This window comes from Acidobacteriota bacterium (assembly GCA_016196035.1).
Lineage (GTDB): Bacteria > Acidobacteriota > Blastocatellia > RBC074 > RBC074 > JACPYM01.
In genome coordinates, this window is sequence record JACPYM010000045.1 from 21900 (window position 1) to 42139 (window position 20240).

Annotated in this window: 16 protein-coding genes; 15 read left to right on the forward strand and 1 reads right to left on the reverse strand. The window is 57.9% G+C overall.

Going from position 1 to position 20240, the window contains the following annotated elements; all coding sequences use genetic code 11:
* The first annotated feature begins 136 nt into the window (after positions 1-136).
* The 15 genes from HY011_14710 to HY011_14780 all read left to right on the forward strand — a co-directional run bounded on the left by HY011_14710 (position 137) and on the right by HY011_14780 (position 15911).
* The gene (locus HY011_14710) at positions 137-1294 is read left to right on the forward strand and encodes a hypothetical protein (GenBank protein ID MBI3424179.1); all 1158 of its coding nucleotides are present in this window, start codon (positions 137-139) and stop codon (positions 1292-1294) included.
* Positions 1295-1657: 363 nt separating this feature from the next.
* Positions 1658-4462 carry an alanine--tRNA ligase gene (alaS, locus tag HY011_14715; GenBank protein MBI3424180.1) on the forward strand — a complete coding sequence of 935 codons (2805 nt, stop codon included), beginning with the start codon at positions 1658-1660 and terminating at the stop codon, positions 4460-4462.
* Between the two features lie 12 nt (positions 4463-4474).
* Positions 4475-4732 (forward strand): hypothetical protein, encoded by a 258-nt coding sequence (locus HY011_14720; GenBank protein MBI3424181.1) that lies wholly within the window; start codon positions 4475-4477, stop codon positions 4730-4732.
* Positions 4729-5082 (forward strand): type II toxin-antitoxin system PemK/MazF family toxin, encoded by a 354-nt coding sequence (locus HY011_14725; protein ID MBI3424182.1) that lies wholly within the window; start codon positions 4729-4731, stop codon positions 5080-5082. Before HY011_14720 ends, HY011_14725 begins: the two co-directional genes overlap by 4 nt.
* A 53-nt stretch (positions 5083-5135) precedes the next feature.
* Entirely contained in the window at positions 5136-5879 is a 744-nt protein-coding gene (locus tag HY011_14730; GenBank protein MBI3424183.1) for a ubiquinone/menaquinone biosynthesis methyltransferase, read from the forward strand.
* A gap of 12 nt (positions 5880-5891) precedes the next feature.
* Positions 5892-6998, forward strand: coding sequence for an ABC transporter permease (locus HY011_14735; protein MBI3424184.1), 1107 nt, complete (start codon positions 5892-5894; stop codon positions 6996-6998).
* 76 nt (positions 6999-7074) lie between these two features.
* Complete coding sequence (locus HY011_14740; protein ID MBI3424185.1) at positions 7075-7914, forward strand: Uma2 family endonuclease; 840 nt, start codon at positions 7075-7077, stop codon at positions 7912-7914.
* A 27-nt stretch (positions 7915-7941) separates the two neighbouring features.
* Positions 7942-8934: a flippase-like domain-containing protein gene (locus tag HY011_14745; protein ID MBI3424186.1), complete on the forward strand. Its 993-nt coding sequence runs from the start codon at positions 7942-7944 to the stop codon at positions 8932-8934.
* Between the two features lie 206 nt (positions 8935-9140).
* Complete coding sequence (locus HY011_14750; GenBank protein ID MBI3424187.1) at positions 9141-9884, forward strand: gamma-glutamyl-gamma-aminobutyrate hydrolase family protein; 744 nt, start codon at positions 9141-9143, stop codon at positions 9882-9884.
* A gap of 7 nt (positions 9885-9891) precedes the next feature.
* The gene (locus tag HY011_14755) at positions 9892-11094 is read left to right on the forward strand and encodes an MFS transporter (protein ID MBI3424188.1); all 1203 of its coding nucleotides are present in this window, start codon (positions 9892-9894) and stop codon (positions 11092-11094) included.
* Between the two features lie 32 nt (positions 11095-11126).
* The gene (gene ftsY / locus HY011_14760) at positions 11127-12374 is read left to right on the forward strand and encodes a signal recognition particle-docking protein FtsY (protein MBI3424189.1); all 1248 of its coding nucleotides are present in this window, start codon (positions 11127-11129) and stop codon (positions 12372-12374) included.
* Between the two features lie 6 nt (positions 12375-12380).
* Positions 12381-13487 carry a bifunctional diaminohydroxyphosphoribosylaminopyrimidine deaminase/5-amino-6-(5-phosphoribosylamino)uracil reductase RibD gene (gene ribD / locus HY011_14765; GenBank protein ID MBI3424190.1) on the forward strand — a complete coding sequence of 369 codons (1107 nt, stop codon included), beginning with the start codon at positions 12381-12383 and terminating at the stop codon, positions 13485-13487.
* A 75-nt stretch (positions 13488-13562) separates the two neighbouring features.
* Positions 13563-14387: a ribosomal RNA small subunit methyltransferase A gene (gene rsmA / locus HY011_14770; GenBank protein MBI3424191.1), complete on the forward strand. Its 825-nt coding sequence runs from the start codon at positions 13563-13565 to the stop codon at positions 14385-14387.
* A gap of 99 nt (positions 14388-14486) precedes the next feature.
* Positions 14487-15638, forward strand: coding sequence for a glycosyl hydrolase (locus tag HY011_14775; protein ID MBI3424192.1), 1152 nt, complete (start codon positions 14487-14489; stop codon positions 15636-15638).
* Positions 15639-15650: 12 nt separating this feature from the next.
* Positions 15651-15911 (forward strand): MoaD/ThiS family protein, encoded by a 261-nt coding sequence (locus HY011_14780; GenBank protein ID MBI3424193.1) that lies wholly within the window; start codon positions 15651-15653, stop codon positions 15909-15911.
* Between the two features lie 250 nt (positions 15912-16161).
* Here HY011_14780 and smc read toward each other — a convergent pair whose 3' ends face one another.
* Complete coding sequence (gene smc / locus HY011_14785; protein MBI3424194.1) at positions 16162-20148, reverse strand: chromosome segregation protein SMC; 3987 nt, start codon at positions 20146-20148, stop codon at positions 16162-16164.
* Between the last annotated feature and the right edge of the window lie 92 nt (positions 20149-20240).

Consider the following 20240-nt stretch of genomic DNA (forward strand, 5'->3'; position numbering starts at 1 on the left):
ACAAAGTAGTGAAACCGGCATACGGTTCTAAAAGTCTATGAGACTAGCGAAAGACCGCCGGGATGACAACCGGGCGGCCTGAGCGGTTACCGATCCAATGATTTCAACCAGAGAGTTCAAAGAGGAGTCACGAAAGATGCGAAAGTTACTATTTGCCGTTGCGCTCGTTATCGCCATCGCTGGCGCGGCCTTTGGCCAGGACGCCAAAGCCGAACAGATCATGAAACAAGCCCGCGCCGCCATCGGCGACGAATCCAAATGGAAAACCTTGCAAAGTTTGTCGGCCTCGGGCACCTCGCGCAACAGTTTTGGCAATCAGCAAGTCGAGAGCGAATTGCAACTCGAGTTGTTGTTGCCGGACAAAATCATGCGCACCACCAACAGTCAGCGCGGTACCAACATCGCCACCTTGAACGGCGATACCTATTGGACTGGTTTTGAGGCTGCCGTAGGCATGGGCGGTGGCGGCGGCTTTGGCGGCGGTGATGGCGGCGGCGGACGCGGCCCTGGCGGTTTTGGCGGCGGCGGCTTTGGTGGCCCCGGTGGCCCCGCTGGCCCCGCTGGTGGCCCCGGCGGAATGACTGCGGACAGCCCGATGGCAAAATACTTCCAGATGAGCCAGCGCCGCGACATGCTGCTGGTCATGCTGGGCTTCCTGATGACGGCTCCGGCTTCAGCGCAGTTGCAATACTCCTACGCAGGCGAAGCGCCCGGCCCCGAAGGCAGCAAGCTCGATGCGATCAACGCTAAGAATGCGAACGGCCTGAACGTGGTGCTTTACCTCAATCAGCAAACGCATCAACTGGTCGGCCTCAAATTCAAAACCAAACAGCTAGGCCGTGGCGGACGCGGTGGCCCCGGTGGCCCCGGTCAAGGCGGTCAAGGTGGTCAAGGCGGAGGCCAACGCCAACCCGGCGCGCAAGGCGGTCAACCCGGTCAAGGTGGTCAGGGCGGGCAAGCCGGGCAAGCCGGGCAAACCGGGCAAGCCGGGCAAGGAGGAGGCCAACGCCAACCCGGCGCGCAAGGCGGTCAGCCCGGCCAAGGCGCCCAAATGACCCCCGAAGAGCGCGAGCGCCGCATGAAGGAAGCGGCGGATGCCTTTGAGAAAGCGCCCGAAGTGGATGCAAGCTGGGCCTTCTCCGAATACAAGAGCGTCGGCGGCTTCAACCTTCCGCATGTCGTGACCAAGAGCCAGGGCGGCGCGCCAAACGAGGAATGGACGATCAGCAAATACAAGATCAACCCCAAAATGTCGGCGGATAAGTTTGTGAAGAAAGAAAAGGCGGCGCAATAAGCCTTTGTTGTTTTGGATAAAAAGGCCGCAGGCTGTGGCGTCGTGCGTCATAGCCTGCGGCCATTGGTTTTTTTGGCGGCTGTGGACGCCCGCGTAGTTCAAGCCAGACGCCGGGGTGCAATTGTCCGTTGCGGTGTAATTAACCGTGACCGCGACCATCTGATGATTCGGCGGCCACCGCACGGGTTGATCCACCCAAGTTCAGACGAATTTTTACTTCCCGCACTTCATTCTCACAACCAGTCCCACTTTCAATCGCACTCTAGCTTGAGCGGAAGTGACCCAAAGTTTGACAAAGACATGGTGCGCCGCTACAGTTTCGCGCTTACTGAAAACCCCTGATTTTACTCGATAAAAACTATGTTGACCGGACACGAGATACGCCAAATCTTTCTGCAATACTTCGCGCAACACGGCCACAAGATTGTCAAATCTTCGCCGCTGCTGCCCGCCAATGACCCGACCCTGCTGTTCACCAACGCCGGGATGAACCAGTTCAAAGACGTCTTCATCGGCGCCGAAACCAGCGAGTACAAACGCGCTACTTCCTCGCAAAAATGCATTCGCGCGGGCGGCAAACACAACGATCTGGACGAAGTCGGCAAGACCGCGCGGCATCACACCTTCTTCGAGATGCTCGGCAACTTCTCCTTCGGCGACTATTTCAAGGAAGACGCCATCAAGTTCGCCTGGGAGTTACTGGTCAACGAATACAAGATTGATCCTGTGCGGCTATGGTTCTCGGTGTTTGAAGGCGATGCCGAAGTGCCCGCCGATGAGGAAGCCGTCGAACTCTGGGTCAAAGCCGGTGCGCCGCGTGATCGGGTTTTGAAGTTTGGCCGCAAGGACAATTTCTGGCAGATGGGCGAAACCGGGCCGTGCGGGCCGTGTTCCGAGATTCATTACTACATGGGCGAGCACCCCGAAGACCCGGCGTTCAACAAACCCGAATTCGTCAACGGCCCCGGTGATGACACCATCGAGATTTGGAACCTGGTCTTCATGCAATACAACCGCAGCGAGATCGCGCCCGGCCAATACAAACTCGATCCGCTGCCCGCGCCGTCGGTGGATACAGGCATGGGGTTGGAGCGCACGGCGGCGGTTTTGCAGGGCGTAAAGACAAATTACGACACCGACTTGATTAAGCCGATTATTGAATTCACGGCGAAGCTGGCGGGCAAAGAATACAAAGCGGAAACGCAGGAAGGCTTTGCCATGCGTGTCGTGGCGGATCACGCGCGCTCGACCGCGTTTGCGATTGCGGATGGGATTTTGCCGGGCAATGAAGGGCGGAATTATGTGTTGCGCAAAATCATGCGCCGGGCGATTTACCACGGACGCAACACGCTGGGGATTGGCGGACTGTTTTTCTCGAAGGTGTGCGAGTTTGTGATTGAGTTCATGCAGGCGGCGTACCCAGAACTTGGGGTACAACATGGTTTTATTGAGAAGATGGTGCGGCTGGAGGAAGAGCGGTTTGGGACTACGTTGTCGGTTGGTTTGAAAAAACTTGAAGAGTTAATGAAGGAGTACCAAACGCAGGTTATTCTTGATGACAGGGGAGATGTTGAAGCTGGTCACCTTCCCGCGAATGAGTTGGCACGGCTCTACGATACATTCGGTACCCCGATTGACTTGATGTTTGTTGTGTTGAGCACAGATAGAAGAGGGGAAACTGCTTACTGCCGAAATGCGGTGTGGAAAGTATATCGCCGAGGCGAAACCCCTGCTGAAATTATCCAAATTACAGAGGACGACTTCAGAGGGTTAATTGAGAAAGAACTGGCTGCACTCCAACTGCAAACCGGTTCTGGGAAGTCTGAAGCAAAGAGCGCAGCGAAACCTATTTATGTCGCCCTCTCGCGTCGTCACGATACCAAAACAGATTTCAAAGGTTACGAAACAGTCATTGTGGATAATGCGAGTATTACCGCTTTGATCGTCAACGGAAATGAGACGCAATCATTTATTGGTGCACTCTTGCCAAGTGACAGTGAGGTTGAAGTAGTTTTGGATCAAACACCTTTTTATGCTGAGAGCGGTGGGCAAGTCGGCGATGTCGGCATATTGGTGAACGATAAATTTCGTGCATTAGTCCAAAACACATACTCGCCTGTGCAAGGGTTGGTTGTGCACAAGGTCAAGGTAGAGAAAGGCAGCCTGAAAGTCGGCGATACCGTTTCTGCCCAAGTGGATGTTGAGAAGCGTGACGCGACCCGCCGCAACCACACCGCCACGCACCTGATGCACGCGGCCTTGCGCGAAGTGCTGGGCACGCACGTCAAGCAGGCTGGCTCCATCGTCGCGCCCGATTATCTGCGCTTCGATTTCTCGCACTATCAGCCGCTGACCAGCAACGAGATCGAAGAGATTGAGAACCTAGTCAACTTCCACATACTGCGCAACGAACCCGTGCAAACCGATGAGTTGGCGATTGAAGAGGCAATGCGTTCGGGCGCGATGGCGCTGTTTGGCGAAAAGTACGGCGAGAAGGTGCGCGTCCTGACAGTGAATGGCGCGGAAGGCATTTTCTCAAAGGAACTCTGCGGCGGTACGCACGTGCGCGCGACAGGCGACATCGGCTCATTCAAAATCATCAGCGATGAAGCCATCGCTTCGGGCACGCGCCGCATCCGCGCCGTCACCGGCAAGGGCGCGTTCGAGCGCTTCCAGACCACCGAACATCTGCTAGCCGAAGCGGCGGGCAAGCTCAACGCCGTCCCCGCCAAATTGCCCAGCGAAATTGAACGGCTACAAACACAACTCAGAGAGCAACAGCGCGAGATTGAACGGCTCAAGCTGAAACTGGCGCAAGGCGGTGGTGGCAGCGAAGACCAGGTTGCCGAAATCAACGGTTTGAAAGTCCTCGTCCGCAAAGTCGAAGACCTTGGCAAAGACGGGCGCCGCCAACTCGCTGATTCGCTTTCGCGCAAAATTGCGCCGGGCGTCGTCGTTATCGGCGATGTGGTGGACGGCAAGGCTTCGCTGCTGGTGATGGTGTCGAACGATGCGCTTGGGCGGGTGCAGGCGGGCAAGATCATCAAAGCGTTGCCGGGCGTGCGGGGCGGCGGCAAACCGGATTTGGCGGAGGGCGGCGTTGAGTTGGATCAATTGGATGCCGCGTTGCAAACTGTTGTTAAAGCAGTTGAAGCAACGCTGGCTTGAAAAGGAGTTTTTATGTCAATGACTATTTCTGTGAGTGAACGCGTCGCGCATGAATTGCAGGGACTCAGCGACGCCAAGCTGCAACAGGTGGCGGACTTTGCGGCCTTTCTCAAACGACAAGAGCGCATCAATGAACTGGCGGAGTTGGAAGCGATAGACGACGAAACGCTCGCTAAACTTTATGCCGAGGCTGCAACAGAAGACCACGAATTGGCAGAGGCCGGATTGGCAGATTGCGTGCGCGGGTTGGAGAAAGAAGACCAGTTATGAACGTCAAGCGTGGTGAAATCTGGTTGGCTGATTTAGACCCGATCCAAGGCTCGGAACAAGCCGGGATACGCCCCGTTTTGATCTTGCAAAACAATCACATCAATCGGTTCACTACGACTATTCTGGCGATTCCACTGACCACAAATGTGCAACGCGCAGCATTGCCTACGGCAGTATTGATTGCCCAAGGCGAGGGCAACTTGATGAAAGATTCTGTGGCGCTTTGTCATCAAATGCGCGCGCTCGATGTCACGCGGTTGCGTCGCCGCTTTGGTCTCGTATCCGATGCGGTCATCGTAAAAATAGAAACCCGATTACTGTACGCACTTGGCATCAAGCTCACCCCGTAGTTTGGGCGGTTAACCAACCTGACAATTTAAGACTGACAATTGAAGGACGAAGAATGGCTGAAAAACTCAACCTCATCGAGCATCTCTCTTCCAAAGAAAAGAAACAGGGCTACGTCACCCAGATGTTCGAGACGATCTCGCCGAAGTACGATTTCATCACCCGCTTTCTGTCCTTCGGCATGGATGGCAACTGGAAGCGCGATCTGATTGAGATGCTGCAACTCAAAGGGCACGAGCGGGTGCTTGATTTGGCTTGCGGCACGGGCGACATTACCTTTGCCGAAGCGGCGCGCTTGCCACAAGGCGACGCCGTCGGCCTCGACATCACTAGCGGCATGATCAAAATCGCCAACGAGAAGCGCACGCAAATGGGCGTGAAAAACGTGCGTTTCGATCTGGCCGACATCATGAAAATGCCGTATCAGAATGCCGAGTTCGATCACGTCACGGCGGGCTATGCGTTGCGCAACGTGCCGGACATCCCTGGCGCATTACTCGAAATCAAGCGCGTGCTCAAACCGGGCGGGCGTTTCTTCTCGCTCGATTTTGGCCACCCGCCGGTCAAGCTTTACGACTGGGCCTATATCAATTATCTGATCGTCGTTGGCTCGCTCACAGGTATTGCGCTGCACGGCGACGCGGATGTGTATCGCTACATCCCCGAATCGCTCAAACGCTATCCGGGGCAGCGTGGCGTGGTGACGCAAATGCAAGACGCGGGCTTTGTGGATTGCGGCTACAAGCAATTCATGGGCGGCATTATGGCGATCAATTGGGGCACGAAGCCGAGCGCGTAACACCGAACATTTATGAATAATCTGGTTGCTTCCAATCTGACGCATCATCCGGGCCGCACCTTTGCCAGTGTCGTTGGCGTGTCGGTCGGCGTGGTGCTGGTCGTGCTGACCGTGGGCTTGGTGCGCGGCACCTTGCGCGAAGTTGGGCGGCGCGGTGCCAACACCGGCGTCGAACTCTGGTTGCGCGGAGCCGGGCAGGGACTCTCGCTGACTTCGGCGGATATGAATATCCCGCTGGCCGAGGTCGAGAAAGTGCGTGCCGTGCTGGGTGTCGCTTATGCCATGCCGGTGGGCCAAAGTCTGGAAATGGGTGGCAGTACGGGGCTGGGGATTCGCACCCTCGAAGGCATCAATTTTGATGAATTTGCCGCAGCCACTCAATTGCACATCATTGCCGGGCAGTCTTTGCCCGCGCGCGGCAATGTCGCCGTCATTGATTTCAAAGAGGCTGAGAGCAAGAAACTGAAAGTCGGCGATAAGATCACCGCTTTGCAGGGCCGTGAACTGACCATCGTTGGGATTTACGAACCGGAAATGGGCGCGCGTGTCAAAGTGCCGCTCGCTACCATGCAGGAGGCCTTAACGACCGGCGACAAATGTTCGATGATCTATATCAAATGCGCCAACCCCGCTGAACAGGAAGCTGTCGCCCAACGCTTGGACGCCTTATTCCCCGATTATCGCGTAATCTTCACGCGCGAATTGCCGCAGTTGTTTGCCACCGGGTTCAGCGGCTTCAATGTGTTTTTGAATGTCGTTGCGGGACTCGCGACGGTCATCAGCCTGCTGGTCATTCTCTTGACGATGTATTCGACCGTGACCGAACGCACGCGCCAGATCGGCATTCTGAAAGCGCTGGGCATGTCCAAAACGGACATCGCCGCTGTGTTTGAAACGGAGGCCTTGTTGATTAGCGCGTTGGGTGTCCTGCTAGGGCTAGCCATAGCCCTTACCGCGCGTTACTTTCTGGTCAACCAATTGAACTGGAAGATCGAATTGGAAACGGGCTACATCATCTATGCTTGTTTGGGTGGGTTGTTGAGCGGTGCGCTGGGCGCACTTTATCCAGCGTTGCGTGCCGCGCGGCAAGACCCGGTGGATGCGTTGAGTTACGAATGAGTGCGCTTGCCGCTGGCTTGATGCGCGGCGTAGACTGCCATTGGCACGAAAGAATCGTAGCTGGAGAAATTCGTTTATGACGACTGCTATCAGTGTGAGGGAACTTGAACATCCTTTGCCGCCGCAGGAGACACTGCCGACAATGTACGATCTGCCGTCGGAGGAGCTGGGGCAACTTGGTATGCCAGATTTATTTCACGAATGGCAAGCGCGTCTGCTCAGTGAGACCTTTCAGCCGCCCGGTTTTGCGCGCGAAGAAATTTTCACGGCCAGCGATCTCAATCTTTATTATGACGAACAGGGTAAGAGCCGCAGCCGTTGCAAACGCCCGGATTGGTTCGCCGTGGTCGGCTTGCCCAAAGAGAAATATCCGGGCATGCGGTTCAGTTATGTTGTTTGGGATGAGGCAGTGATTCCGCTGATCGTGGCCGAACTGCTTTCGCCAAGCACACAACGGAGTGATCTGGGGCAAGCACCTCGTGACGAGGACAACTCGCCGACGAAATGGGACGTTTACGAAAAATGGTTGCGCATTCCGTATTACGTCACTTTCAGCCGTTACACGGATGAGGTGCGCAGCTTTCGGCTGAAGAACCAACGCTATGAGGAAGTCGCGTTGGAAAACGGCATGCTCTGGGTGGCCGAGGCGCAATTGGGACTGGGCTTGTGGCGCGGGCGCTACCTTGGCGAAGAGCGACTCTGGTTGCGTTGGCGTGACCGCGCCGGAAATTGGATTCCCACGCCAGCCGAACGTGCCGAACAGGAACGCGCGCGCGCCGAACAGGAACACACGCGCGCCGAACAGGAACACGCGCGCGCCGAGCAGGAACGGCTAGCGAAAGAAGCCGCCCAACAACGCGCTCAACTGCTGGCCGCCAAACTGCGCGAGTTGGGCATTGATCCTGACCAACTCTGAACACTTCAGCCACGTGACGGTAACGCGATGAAAAAATACTCCCGCTGGCTGGCCTTGCTCTCAGCCCTGGGCGGACTCGCCCTTTTCCTTTACGTCATCAAGCAAACCGGCTTTGGCGAAATTCTGGCACGGGTGCGCGCGTTGGGTGCAGGGTTTCTGCTGATCCTGGCGATCTCATCAACACGGTATCTCTCGCGCAGTTTCGCTTGGCTGTTTTGCATGACGCCTGATGAACGCAAGGTCGGCGTGTCGAATCTGCTGCGCGCGCGGCTGGCCGGTGAGGCCGTCGGCGATCTGACCTTTGGGCCGGTCGTGGCAGAGCCGCTGCGACTGGTGGCGCTGGGCGACAAGCTGGCGTTGCGGTCGGGCCTGTCTTCGCTGACGGTCGAAAACCTGGCTTACACGGTGTCGAGTTGTTTGGTCGTCGTCGCGGGCGCAACCATGCTGCTAGCCAATTTTGGATTGGATGAATCGTTGCGCGGTGCCGTAGTGCTGGCGTTGGCCCTGGTCGTGATGCTGGGGGGCGCGTCGGTGCTGGCGATTGCCCAGCGTTGGAAGCTCGGTTCGTCAGCGCTGGCGTTGGCGGCTGACTTGGTTGTGCGCAAGGCTGCGCCACGCGCCTGGGTAGAAAAACAACTTGATGAATTGCGCCTATTGGAAGATTACGCCTTCGACTTTTACGCCAAACGCAGACGCGATTTTTTGCTGGTCGGCTTGTGCGAAGCCTTCTTTCACCTCGGCGGGATTGCCGAAATCTTCACGACGATGCGCCTGATCGGCTACGAACTGACGCTGGTGACGGCTTTCATGCTCGAATCCATCAACCGGGCGCTGAACATCGCCTTCATCTTCGTGCCCGCATTGGTGGGTGTGGACGAAGCCGGAACGGGCCTCGTTACCGAAGCGCTGGGCTTTGGCCGACCGGCGGGCGTGGCGTTGGCGATCATTCGCAAGATTCGCATGTTCTGCTGGATTGGCGTCGGCCTATTGCTGCTGGCCGCAAGCCGGAGAAAGCCCTGAGAAAATGATGCGGCGGCTGATCGTTAATGCCGCGCGTGAAACGGAGTTGCACCTGCTGATAGACCCTGAAATCCGCGCTTTTGTGACCGCGCAAAACATCGCATTGATCCACTTCGGCCAATTGAAACCCGCGTTTTGACAAGCCTCCGTGATGCCTCGTACACTGCCCATTCCTTACTAGACAATCGAATTTTACCGAGAACTACATGGCTTTAGAACATACAGATTCCAAGCGCCCTTTCATCGGCATCACCACGCGGCTGAATCTCGCCGAGAGCACGTTTTATTTGCGGCGTTACTATGCCGAAGCCATCGAAGCCACAGGCGGCGTGCCGCTTTACATCCCTTTGATTCCCAATCGCGAATATCTGGGCGCGCTGGTCGAACGGCTGGACGGCTTGCTGCTTTCCGGCAGCAACAGCGACGTTGACCCGGCGCAATATGGCGAAGAGCCGCATCCGCGCCTGGGGCCGGTCATCCCTGAACGCGATAGCGTGGATTTGCTGCTGTTGGATTTGGCCGAAAAGCGCAAACTGCCGGTGCTGGGGATTTGCTTCGGCATGCAATCGCTGAATGTTTCGCGCGGCGGCTCACTCTTCCAGGACATTGATTCGCAGGTGCCCAACGTGCTCAAACACGAACAGGGTATGCCGGTGGATCGCCCTTCGCATTACCTCAAGCTGGAAGGTGATTCATTGCTGGCGCACCTGGCGGGCGGCAAAACTATCCGCGTCAACAGCACGCATCATCAGGCCGTCAAAGAAGTCGGGCGTGATTTGCGCGTGATTGCGACCTCCTCCGACGAGGTCATCGAAGCCATCACCGATACGCGGCCCGACCGCTTCGTGCTGGGCGTGCAATGGCATCCCGAAATCGGCTGGGAGCGCGATCAGTTTTCGCACGCGATCTTTGCGCGCTTTGTCGAAGCGGCAGGCAAAAGCAAGCAGTAATCCGACTATGAACCAACGCTCCAAATTCACCATCACCCTGCTTTCCACCGCACATCTCGTGCTCGATTCTTATTCGAGTTTTATCTTTCCGTTGCTGCCGCTGCTGGCCGTCAAGCTCGCGCTGAAACCGGCGCAGATCGGCATGTTGACGCCGACGCTGATGATTACGTCATCGCTGATGCAGCCGGTTTACGGCATGCTTTCGGATCGCTATCTGAAACGTTCGATGGCGGTGTTTGGGCCGTTGATCGCGGCAGTCTTTCTCTCCTGCATCGGTTTGGCAACCAGCCTGCCGATGTTGCTGGCGATTGTGATTTGTGGCGGCATCGGCATTGGCTCGTTCCATCCGCAAGGCGCGGCCATCGTTGCGCGCGCGGCGGCGGCGGAGGGCGGCAAACATCAGGGCATGGTGATGTCGGTATTCTCTTCGACGGGCACAGTCGGCTATGCATTGGGGCCGCTGATCATTGCCTTGGTCGTGAGTCGCTTTGGCCTGGAACATAGCTGGTACACGTTGGGCTGGGGCTTGCTGATGTGGGCGCTGATGTTCAAATACTGCCCGCCGCTTGAACAGGTCACGCGCCACGCCGATGCGCCTTCGCTGCGCATGGCTTTGCGAGCGGTGTGGGTGCCGCTGACGCTGTTGTATTTCGCCGTTGTGCTGCGTTCGGCGGTCTCAGTCAGCGTGCAAACCTTCCTGCCCTTCGCCTTGAAAGACAGCGGCCTGACGACCACGCAAGTCAGTTGGGTGCTGGCCGGATTTCTTTTCTTTGGCGGCTTGGGCGGATTCTTTGGCGGCGCGTTGGCGGATCGGTTGGGCGCACGCCGCGTGTCGCTGGTGTCAATGTTGCTGGCGACACCGTTGTTGCTGGCGGCATTTTCGGCAGCCGGCCCGGCACGGTATGGGTTGTTGCTGGCGGGCGGCACGCTATTGAATTTGCCGATTCCGATCAGCGTCGTGATGGCGCAACGCTTGGTGCCGGGCGGCGCGAGCACGGTCTCGGCCTTAGTGATGGGCTTTGCCTGGGGTGCGGGCGCTTTGCTGGCGCCGGTCACGGGTTATTTGAGTGAACATGTTGGCTTCATACAAGCGTTGACGGTGATGAGCACGCTGCCGCTGGTTTCAGCGCTTTTGCTTTGGTTTTATCCGAAAGATGCAGCGCGCGCCGTTGCGTCCCAGGCACAAGAAGCATTAGCAATGGGTGATTGAATTTAGAATTTGAGATTTGAGATTGAGTAACTATGTTTTGGAGACGAAAAAAAAGTAGCGATTTCATTTCGCTAGGATTGAACGATTACACGCCGTCAGCCGAGCCGCTCGCGGAACCTGTGGTGGAATCTGTGGCAGAAGCGGCGGCGCTTCCGCCAGTTGCGTCAATACCGGTTATTGCTGGACTCGAGGATGAAGTAGGCGAACCGACAATACGGGTTGAACCGACGATCGTCGCGCCGGTTTTGGTGAAGCCCGTAGCTGTCGTTCCGGTTGTGCCGCATGTGGAGATTGTTCCAACCGCGCCGCTCGCCACGCCAGCGCCTAATGAGATTGAAGAGGAAGAGCGCGGCTTCTTCCAGCGCTTTCGCAAAGCCGTCAGTGCCACGCGCGAGAATCTGACCACGCGGCTGGAAGATGTCGTCAAAGGCAAGAAAGAAATTGACGCCGCGACGCTCGACGAGTTGGAAGAGGCGCTGATCGGCGCGGACATCGGCATTCAAACCACGCTCGAAATCCTGGACGACGTGCGGCAAAAGGTCGCGCGTCACGCGCTCAGCGATGCTGACGAACTCAAGCGCGTCATCAAACAGCACTTGCTCGACATTCTCGAACGCGCCGCCAAATCTCGCGGCGTCGCCGCCGAAACCGCCGTGCCCGATGATGTGCGTCCCTACGTGCTGATGGTCGTCGGCGTCAACGGCGTCGGCAAAACCACCACCATCGGCAAACTGGCCCAACGCATCAAGGCCGAAGGCAATGACGTGCTGATCTGCGCTGCCGACACCTTCCGCGCTGCCGCTTCGGATCAACTGGCGATCTGGGCCGACCGCGCGGGCGTGCCGCTGATTCAACAGAAACAAGGCACCGACCCGGCGGCGGTTTTGTTCGATTCGTTGAAAGCCGCCAAGGCGCGCAATGCCGACGTGCTGATCGTGGATACCGCAGGACGGCTGCACAACAAATCGAACCTGATGGCCGAACTGGAAAAGATGAAGCGCGTGGCGGGCAAGGAAGTGAAAGGCGCACCGCACGAAACTCTGTTGGTTGTAGACGCAGTGACCGGGCAGAACGGTTTGAGCCAGGCGCGCGAATTTTTGAAAGCTGCGCAAGTGACTGGCTTGGTGCTGACCAAACTGGATGGCACAGCCAAAGGCGGCATCGCGGTGGCGATTGCGAAGGAATTAAGTCTGCCGATTCGCTATTGCGGGATTGGCGAGCAGGCGGATGATTTGGTAGTTTTTGACGCGCGCGCGTATGTGGATGGCCTGTTCGAATAGCAGTCAATGACCGATCCCGATTTCATTCAGCTCACCTTGGACTTGGCCGCGCAAGGCTCAGGCTTGGTCAGCCCCAATCCGCTCGTCGGTTCGCTCGTCGTTAAAGATGGTGCGATTGTCGGGCGCGGCTTTCATCGTTACGCCGAATTCAAACACGCCGAAGTCTGGGCGCTCGAAGAAGCAGGCGCGCAGGCCCGAGGCGCGACGGTTTACGTCAACCTCGAACCTTGTTCGCACCAGGACGCGGACAAACGCACGCCGCCCTGTGTGCAGGCGTTGATTGATGCAGGCGTCAAACGGGTCGTTGCGGCGATGGTTGATCCCAATCCGCGCGTGAACGGGCGCGGCTTTGCGCAGTTGCGCGCCGCTGGTATCGAAGTCGAGGTCGGCGTATTGAACGAAGCCGCGCAACGCTTGAACGAGAAGTTCATCAAATTCGTCACGACCGGGTTGCCGTTCGTGCTGATGAAAACGGCCTGCTCGTTGGATGGCCGCATCGCTACACACACGGGCGAGAGCAAGTGGATTACAGGCGAGGCGGCGCGCGCGGCTTCGCAAGCGTTGCGGCACGAGTGCGACGCCATTCTGGTGGGGATCGGCACGGTGCTGGCCGATGATCCGGCGTTGACCGACCGCACCGGCTTGCCGCGGCATCGTCCGCTCACCCGCGTGGTGTTGGATTCAAACCTGCGCCTGCCGCTTGAATCACAATTAGTGCAAACCGCGCGCGTCACGCCGCTCATCGTGTTTACCAGCGCGAACAAAACCGGGCAGCAGGCGCAATTGGTTGCCGCCGGCGTGCAGCTTGTTCGGGTTGCACGCGGCATTGATGGTTTGGATTTGCCGCAAGTTCTGCGCGAATTGGGGCAGCGGCAAATCACCAGCTTGATTGTCGAAGGCGGCGCGGACGTGGCGGGTTCGTTTGTGCAACAACGCCTGCTCGATAAAGCGAGTTTCTTTCTCGCGCCGAAACTGCTCGGCGGGCGCGCCGCTTATCCGGCCATCGGCGGCGCAGGCTTTGCCCGTTTAGATGACGCCCTGCAACTGTGCGACATCACCATCCAGCAGCACGGCGCGGACCTTGAATTGACCGGCTATCCGATTGCAGATTGAGGATTGCAGATTGCGGACTGCCCCAATCTGCAATCCTCAATCTGCAATCTCCAATCTCAAATCTGCAATCAAACAATGAAAGCAAAACGCAGCCTCGGACAAAACTTTCTCGTTGATACGGACTATCAACAACGCATCCTCAATGCCGTGCAACCACGCGCTGGCGAGACAATCATCGAAATTGGCCCTGGACATGGCGCTTTGACGGAAGGGCTGGTCAACAGCGGCGCAGCAGTGTTGGCCGTCGAATTGGATCAAGAATTGATTCCGGCCTTGCACCATCAATTCGCCGCGCACGAGAACTTTCGCATGCTGGCTGCCGATGCGTTGAAAGTCGATTTCTGCGTGGCGATTGCGCCTGCGACGTCGGCGCGCGTCGTCGCCAATCTACCCTACAACGTTTCAACGCCGATCATTCAACACATGTTGGTGCAGCGTTATTGCCTGCGCGAATTGACCGTGATGTTGCAGCGCGAAGTCGTCGAGCGCATGACGGCTGAACCCGGTGGCAAGGAATACGGCGTGCTGTCGGTGCTGGTGCAGTTTTATTGCGAGGCCGTGCATCTCTTCGACGTACCGCCGGGGGCCTTCCGCCCGATTCCCAAAGTCTGGTCGAGTGTGGTGCGCTTGACGGTGCACGAAACCCCAGTGGTTGCGGTGCGCGATGAGGCGTTGTTTATCGAATTGGTCAAAGTGCTGTTTGCCCAGCGCCGCAAGACGATTTACAACAATTTGCGGGCGGGGCGCGCGCGCCTGGGGCTGGCAGATGAAGCCGCCATCGAGATGGTTTTAAGTGCCGCCCAGCTTGATCCACGCCGCCGTGGCGAAACGCTCTCGCTGACAGAAATTGCCGTGTTGGCCGATCAGGTGCCGGCGCACAATCCTAGCCCTGGCTCGTAAAATTTCTGTTTCGGTGGCGCTGCCACCCGTACCCAGCCACGTGCATCTGTTTTATACTGCGCGCCGAGGGAAGCCCAAACCAAATCACAGGAGAACATCATGAAAACTACGAGCAAACCTACGCCCGCCAATGTCGCGCTGCTCATCGCGACCAAGAAGGGCGGCTTTATTTTGCGCGGCGACGCGAAGCGCCGTGGGTGGGAGTTGAACGGGCCGCACTTTTTAGGCCACATCGTCCATCACATCATGCTTGATCCGCGCGACGGCAAGACGCTGTTGCTGGCGGCCAAAACCGGGCATCTCGGCCCGACCGTTTTTCGTTCGACCAACTTTGGCAAAACGTGGAAAGAAGCCGCCAAACCACCCGCCTTTCCCAAAGCGCCCGAAGGCGAGAAGGGCCGCGCTGTTGATCACGTCTTTTGGCTGACGCCCGGCCACGCCAGCGAGCCGAACGTCTGGTACGCCGGGACTTCGCCGAAAGCTCTGTTTCGTTCAGAGGATGGCGGCGTTAGTTGGGAACCAGTTTCCGGCTTCAACGACAACCCGCTGTACCCGCAATGGAGCGGCGGCCCCGGTGACGGCACGCCCGATGGGCCGAAGCTGCATTCGGTGATTGTGGATGTCGCCGATCCGAATCATCTTTACCTTGGCATGTCCGGCGGCGGTGTGTTTGAAAGTACCGACAAAGGCGCGAACTGGCAGCCGCTCAACGCGGGTTGCGAAGCCAATTTCATGCCCGATCCTTATCCCGAATACGGCCAGGACCCGCATTGTATGCGGCAGCATCCGCTCAATCCGGACGTGCTCTATCAGCAAAACCATTGCGGCATTTACCGCATTGAACGCCCCAGCAACACTTGGGTGCGCATCGGCATGAAGATGCCCAAAAAGATCGGTGACATCGGCTTCCCGATGGTTTTGCACCCGCGCGATCCGAATACGTGTTGGGTTTTTCCGATGGATGGCACGCAGGTCTGGCCGCGCACTTCGCCCGGCGGCAAACCGGCGGCGTATGTGACACGCAATGCGGGCAAGACCTGGCAGCGACAGGATGTTGGCTTGCCGCCAGAAAACGCCTGGTTCACCGTCTTTCGCCAAGCCATGACAGCGGATGCTTGTGACCCGGTTGGGTTGTATTTCGGCAATACCGCTGGCGAGATTTGGGCCAGCACGAACGAAGGCGAGAAATGGTCGTGCATCGCGCGCCATTTGCCGCACATTTACGCGGTCGAAGCCACCACAGTGAAGTAGTTGGGAGTGAATATGAAAGTGCACATTCCGAGTCCCTTGCTTTCGTATACGCAACAGCGCGCCGATGTCGAAGCCGCTGGCGCAACGGTCGCAGAACTGCTCGATGATCTGAATCGTCAGTTTCCCGGCCTGCGCTTTCGGATGATTGATGAGCAGGACGCGATTCGCCAGCACATGCGCATCTTCGTCAACGGCGAGCAGATTGACGGCTTGGCGGCGCCCTTAACACCTGTAGATGAGGTGTATATCTTGCAGGCGTTGAGTGGCGGGTGAGAACGTTGCTGCGGTACGAGGAGCGGTAGCGACTTGGCAACTCGGCAGGTTGCATATGCCGGAGCACCAAGTCGCTACCGCTCCTCGTACCGCATAAGCCCATAACCCTGCACCTATTTTTAGAACATTTGGTGCGTATGAACTACGCGCATAAACTGAATCCCGATTCCTGAATCCTGACGACTGTTTGCTAGAAAGTCGTCAGGATTCAGGAATCGGGATTCAGTTGTTCTCTCATTGGTCGGCATCCCTAAGCCAGCTTGACCGAAATCAGCTTCGAGACGCCGGGGTCCTCCATCGTCACGCCATACAGCGTGCGCGCCACTTCCATCGTGCGTTTGCTGTGGGTGATGACCATGAACTGAGTGAACTGGCTCATCTCCATGATCTTGTCCGAGAAGCGCCCGATGTTCATTTCATCCAGCGGCGCGTCCACCTCATCGAGCAGGCAGAAGGGGCTGGGGCGATATTTGAAGATGCCCATGACCAACGCGATGGCGGTCATGGCTTTTTCGCCGCCGGAAAGCAGCAGCACGTTTTGCAGCCGTTTGCCGGGCGGTTGCGCGATGATCTCAATGCCGCTTTCCAAAATATCGCTCTCGTCAATCAAGCGCATCTCGCCCTGGCCGCCGCCGAACAATTCCACGAACATCTGCTTGAAGTTCTCGTTGATTTGCGTGAAAGCGTCGCGGAAGCGTTCGCGCGAGCGGTGCTTGATTTCAGTAATCGCCGCCAGCGTATCGGCCATCGCCTTTTCGATGTCGGCTTTTTGCGTAGTTAGGAAAACGAAGCGTTCCTCAATCTCGCCCAGTTCCTGCAAGGCCATCATGTTGACCGGGCCGAGCGCCTCAATCTTGGCGCGCAATTCGTCCAAGCGCGCTTTGGCGACGACCAGATCAAAGTCTTCGGGAACAGTCCAGAAGGTGGGCCAGGCATCGGTTTGGCTTTCGCCTTCCTCGTCATCTCCATCGAGAGTGAGGCTAATGAGCGTTGGTGCAGCCTCAGTTTCAGCAGCGGAATCTTCTCCTTCGCCTTGTTGTCCAGCTTGTTCCAGCCGTTCAACGACTTCGCCAATCTGCTCGCCCAGTTCGTTGTAACAAAGCGTCGAGAGATGTTCGAGGTCGCTGGATAGTTTGGCGCGTTCGATCTCGCGTTGGGCGCGCTCTTCGCGGGCTTGCGTAGCGGCGTCGCGGGCGGCGCGCAATTGCAAGTCTAGGGTTTCGACCTGTTCGCGCGCGGCGTTCATGATCTGGCTGCGTTCAGTGAGTTCGGCGTTGAAGCGCGTCTGCTCGGCCAACAATTCCGTTGACTGTTCGGCGATGTTCTCAATGCTGGCGCTCAACTGGTTGGCTTGTTCGTCGGCTTCGACAGCCTCCAGGCGCGTGCGGTCGAGGCGGTTGCTCAAGTCGCTGGTTTCGTTTTCCAGGCGGCGCAAATCGTTTTGCATGCCGCGACGGCGTTCGGTCTTGGCCGCGAATTCGGCGCGGCGGCGCGAAAGTTCCTGCGTGCGTTGTTCCGCGAGGCGGCGCAATTCGGCCAATTCGTTTTGGGCGGCGGCGACGACCTCATTGGCGGCGGCGTGCGCCTGTTCGGTCTCGCTGGTTTGCGTGGCGGCTTGTTGCAGTTTGCGGTCAAAGTCGGCGAGTTCCTCTTGTGCCTGGGCGGTTTCGGTTTCGACAACGCGGATGTAAGTGGACGTGCGTTCGCGTTCACGTTCGGCCTGTTGCAACTGTTCGCGTTCGACGGCGAGGCGTTTTTCCAGTTGCCGCAACTCGGCGTCGAGTGCGTTGCGGCGTTCGGTCAGGTGGTTGATGAGTTGGTTGAGTTCGCGCAACTCGGTTTCCGCCGCGTTGACCTGCTCGGAAAGCGTGTCGAGTTGTTCATCCAACGCCACGATCTCGCGTTTGAGCGCGAGCACGCCGGTGCCTTTTTCGCTGCCGCTGCCGCCGGTGACGAGGCGGCCCGCGATGATGCGTTCGCCCGAACGCGTAAGCGAAACCAGCGCCGCACCGCTGCCGTTGTTATTCGTGGCCGCCTGCCGCGCTAGTTCTATGGCCTGGGCCGTGTCGTCCACGATTTTGGCTTGGGCCAAGCCGGGCAGCGCGAGTTTGAAGGCTTCGGCGTAATCGGGTCGCAAGCCGAGCAGGGAGTTAAGCGTGCGATGGCCGTTGGCTTCGTGACCATTGGCGGACGGGGGCGCGCTGGATTCGGTGTGGTTGCCGACGACGAGGAAAGTCGCGCGGCCACCGCCTTCGGCTTTGAGAAATTCGATGGCGTTGATGGCGTCTTCATAGCTGGGCACGACGACGTATTGCAGTTCGTCGCGCAAACCGGCTTCGATGACGGTTTCAAATTCGGGCGCGACCTGCACGAAGTCGGCCAGCGTGCCCAACGTGCGAAAACCTGGCTGCTGGTTTTGCATCAGCAACTGGACGGCTTCGGAAAAGTAGGTGCGGCGCTCGTCGAGTTCTTGCAGCGATTTCAAGCGCTGTTCGGCAGTCGTCAAATTGCGTTGCAGCGCATTGAGCGCGGCCTGCTTGGTTTCGCGCGTTTGGCGGTGTTGATTGAGTTGGGCGGTGACGTTGCTGAGTTCCTCCGCCGTGTTTTGTTGTTGCAGCGTCGTTTCTTCAAACTTGAGGCGCAACTCGGCGCTGCGCTCTTCGGCAGCCTGGGCTTGCGTGACGGCGCGTTCGCGTTCGGTGGCGAGGCCTTGCAAGCGGGTTTGCGCACGTTCGACCGCTTCGGTGAATTGGCGCTTGAGTTGCCGCCAGCGTTCGAGCGTAGTCGTGTTTTCGTAAAGTTGTTTGCGCGCGTCTTCGAGCTTACCTTCGGCACCAGAGTCACGGTCGGCCAGGGCGCGATGCTCAGCCTCGGCATCCAGCAATGCTTTGCTCTCGGCGTTGATTTCCTGTTCAACGGTGCTGAGTTGGGTGCGCAAGCGGGCGGCTTCCTGCGTGATGAAATCGTTGCGTTCGCTGATGGCGGCCTGATCGCGGGCGAATTGCTGGGAGCGTTGCCCCAACGATTGCAATTGCTGCGTCAGATAAGCGTGTTGCTGCTTGGCGCGTTCGACTTCCAGATCAATGGCGGAAGCCTCCTGCCGCGTGGCGTTGAGCGCATCTTCAGCCGCGCGCGCCTGTTGCGCGGCTAGGGCTTGGGCCTCTTCCTGCGCGGCGATTTGCGCGGCGGTTTCGGTTTCGCGCGCGGCAATTTCAGCAAGGCGGGTTGCGAGCGCGCCGCTGCTGTTGCGCATCGTGCGGTAATCCACGACGAAAACAGCGCGCATCAGATCGCGCGATTCCTGGCGCAGTCGTTGATAGCGGCGCGCCTTTTGGGCCTGGCGTTTCAGGCTATTTTGCTGGCGCTCGACTTCGAGCAGGATGTCGGTGACGCGCGCGAGATTAGTGCGCGTGGCGTCCAGCTTTAACTCGGCCTGATGCTGGCGCATTTTGAATTTGGCAACACCGGCGGCTTCTTCGATCAGCGAACGACGGTCGAGCGGTTTGGCCGACAGCACTTGGCCGATGCGACCCTGTTCGATGATGGCGTAGTGTGCGCCGCCCAAGCCTGTGCCCGAAAACAAATCTTGAATATCGCGTAGGCGGCAGGCGCGGCCATTCATCTCGTATTCGCTCTCGCCAGTGCGGTACAGACGGCGGCCCACGGTGATGCGTTCGCCTTCGTGGTAAAGGCGCGCAGTTTCTTTGCTGGCGACTTTGCGCGGCTTGGCCTGTTTCTTTTTCTCTGCTGCGCTTTCGGCTTCGGCGGGCGTTGCTTCGGCCAGGAGCGGCGCTTCGCCTGTGGGGGCTTCAATCGAAGCCGCGCCAGATTCAAGCGTTTCATCTACCGATTGTTCAGTGGCGTGCGTGGCGATGTCAGCGGCGTGTTCGCGTTCGGCTTTGGCGCTGAGGGCTTCATTGACGTCTTCGGAAGAGGGTTTGCCGATGTCAGAGCGAATCTCGAAAGTCGCGGTGACGACCATCGTCAACATGACTTCGGCCATGCCTGAAGGTTGGCGGTTGCGGCTGCCAGTGAAGATGACGTCTTCCATTTTGCCGCCGCGCAGTGATTTGGCGCGTTGCTCGCCAATCACCCAACTGATTGCATCGGCCACATTCGATTTCCCACAGCCGTTGGGGCCGACGACGGCGGTGATGCCGTGTTCGTCAAAGACGACTTCGGTCGGGTCACAAAACGACTTGAACCCTTGGATAAAAAGTTTCTCGAATCTGAGCATTGTGAGTTGTTAAAAAAGAAGGGGGACAAAATTGCCGAATGCACAAGTAATGGTGTCCGGCTGTTAAGGCGGCAGAATATAGAGTTGCTAGA

Excerpts from the sequence above, each read along its gene's own strand:
- HY011_14710 (MBI3424179.1), top strand. The coding sequence starts at position 137 with ATGCGAAAGTTACTATTTGCCGTTGCGCTCGTTATCGCCATCGCTGGC.
- HY011_14720 (MBI3424181.1), top strand. The coding sequence starts at position 4,475 with ATGTCAATGACTATTTCTGTGAGTGAACGCGTCGCGCATGAATTGCAG.
- HY011_14725 (MBI3424182.1), top strand. The coding sequence starts at position 4,729 with ATGAACGTCAAGCGTGGTGAAATCTGGTTGGCTGATTTAGACCCGATC.
- HY011_14730 (MBI3424183.1), top strand. The coding sequence starts at position 5,136 with ATGGCTGAAAAACTCAACCTCATCGAGCATCTCTCTTCCAAAGAAAAG.
- HY011_14735 (MBI3424184.1), top strand. The coding sequence starts at position 5,892 with ATGAATAATCTGGTTGCTTCCAATCTGACGCATCATCCGGGCCGCACC.
- HY011_14740 (MBI3424185.1), top strand. The coding sequence starts at position 7,075 with ATGACGACTGCTATCAGTGTGAGGGAACTTGAACATCCTTTGCCGCCG.
- HY011_14745 (MBI3424186.1), top strand. The coding sequence starts at position 7,942 with ATGAAAAAATACTCCCGCTGGCTGGCCTTGCTCTCAGCCCTGGGCGGA.
- HY011_14750 (MBI3424187.1), top strand. The coding sequence starts at position 9,141 with ATGGCTTTAGAACATACAGATTCCAAGCGCCCTTTCATCGGCATCACC.
- HY011_14755 (MBI3424188.1), top strand. The coding sequence starts at position 9,892 with ATGAACCAACGCTCCAAATTCACCATCACCCTGCTTTCCACCGCACAT.
- ftsY (MBI3424189.1), top strand. The coding sequence starts at position 11,127 with ATGTTTTGGAGACGAAAAAAAAGTAGCGATTTCATTTCGCTAGGATTG.
- ribD (MBI3424190.1), top strand. The coding sequence starts at position 12,381 with ATGACCGATCCCGATTTCATTCAGCTCACCTTGGACTTGGCCGCGCAA.
- rsmA (MBI3424191.1), top strand. The coding sequence starts at position 13,563 with ATGAAAGCAAAACGCAGCCTCGGACAAAACTTTCTCGTTGATACGGAC.
- HY011_14775 (MBI3424192.1), top strand. The coding sequence starts at position 14,487 with ATGAAAACTACGAGCAAACCTACGCCCGCCAATGTCGCGCTGCTCATC.
- HY011_14780 (MBI3424193.1), top strand. The coding sequence starts at position 15,651 with ATGAAAGTGCACATTCCGAGTCCCTTGCTTTCGTATACGCAACAGCGC.
- smc (MBI3424194.1), bottom strand. The coding sequence starts at position 20,148 with ATGCTCAGATTCGAGAAACTTTTTATCCAAGGGTTCAAGTCGTTTTGT.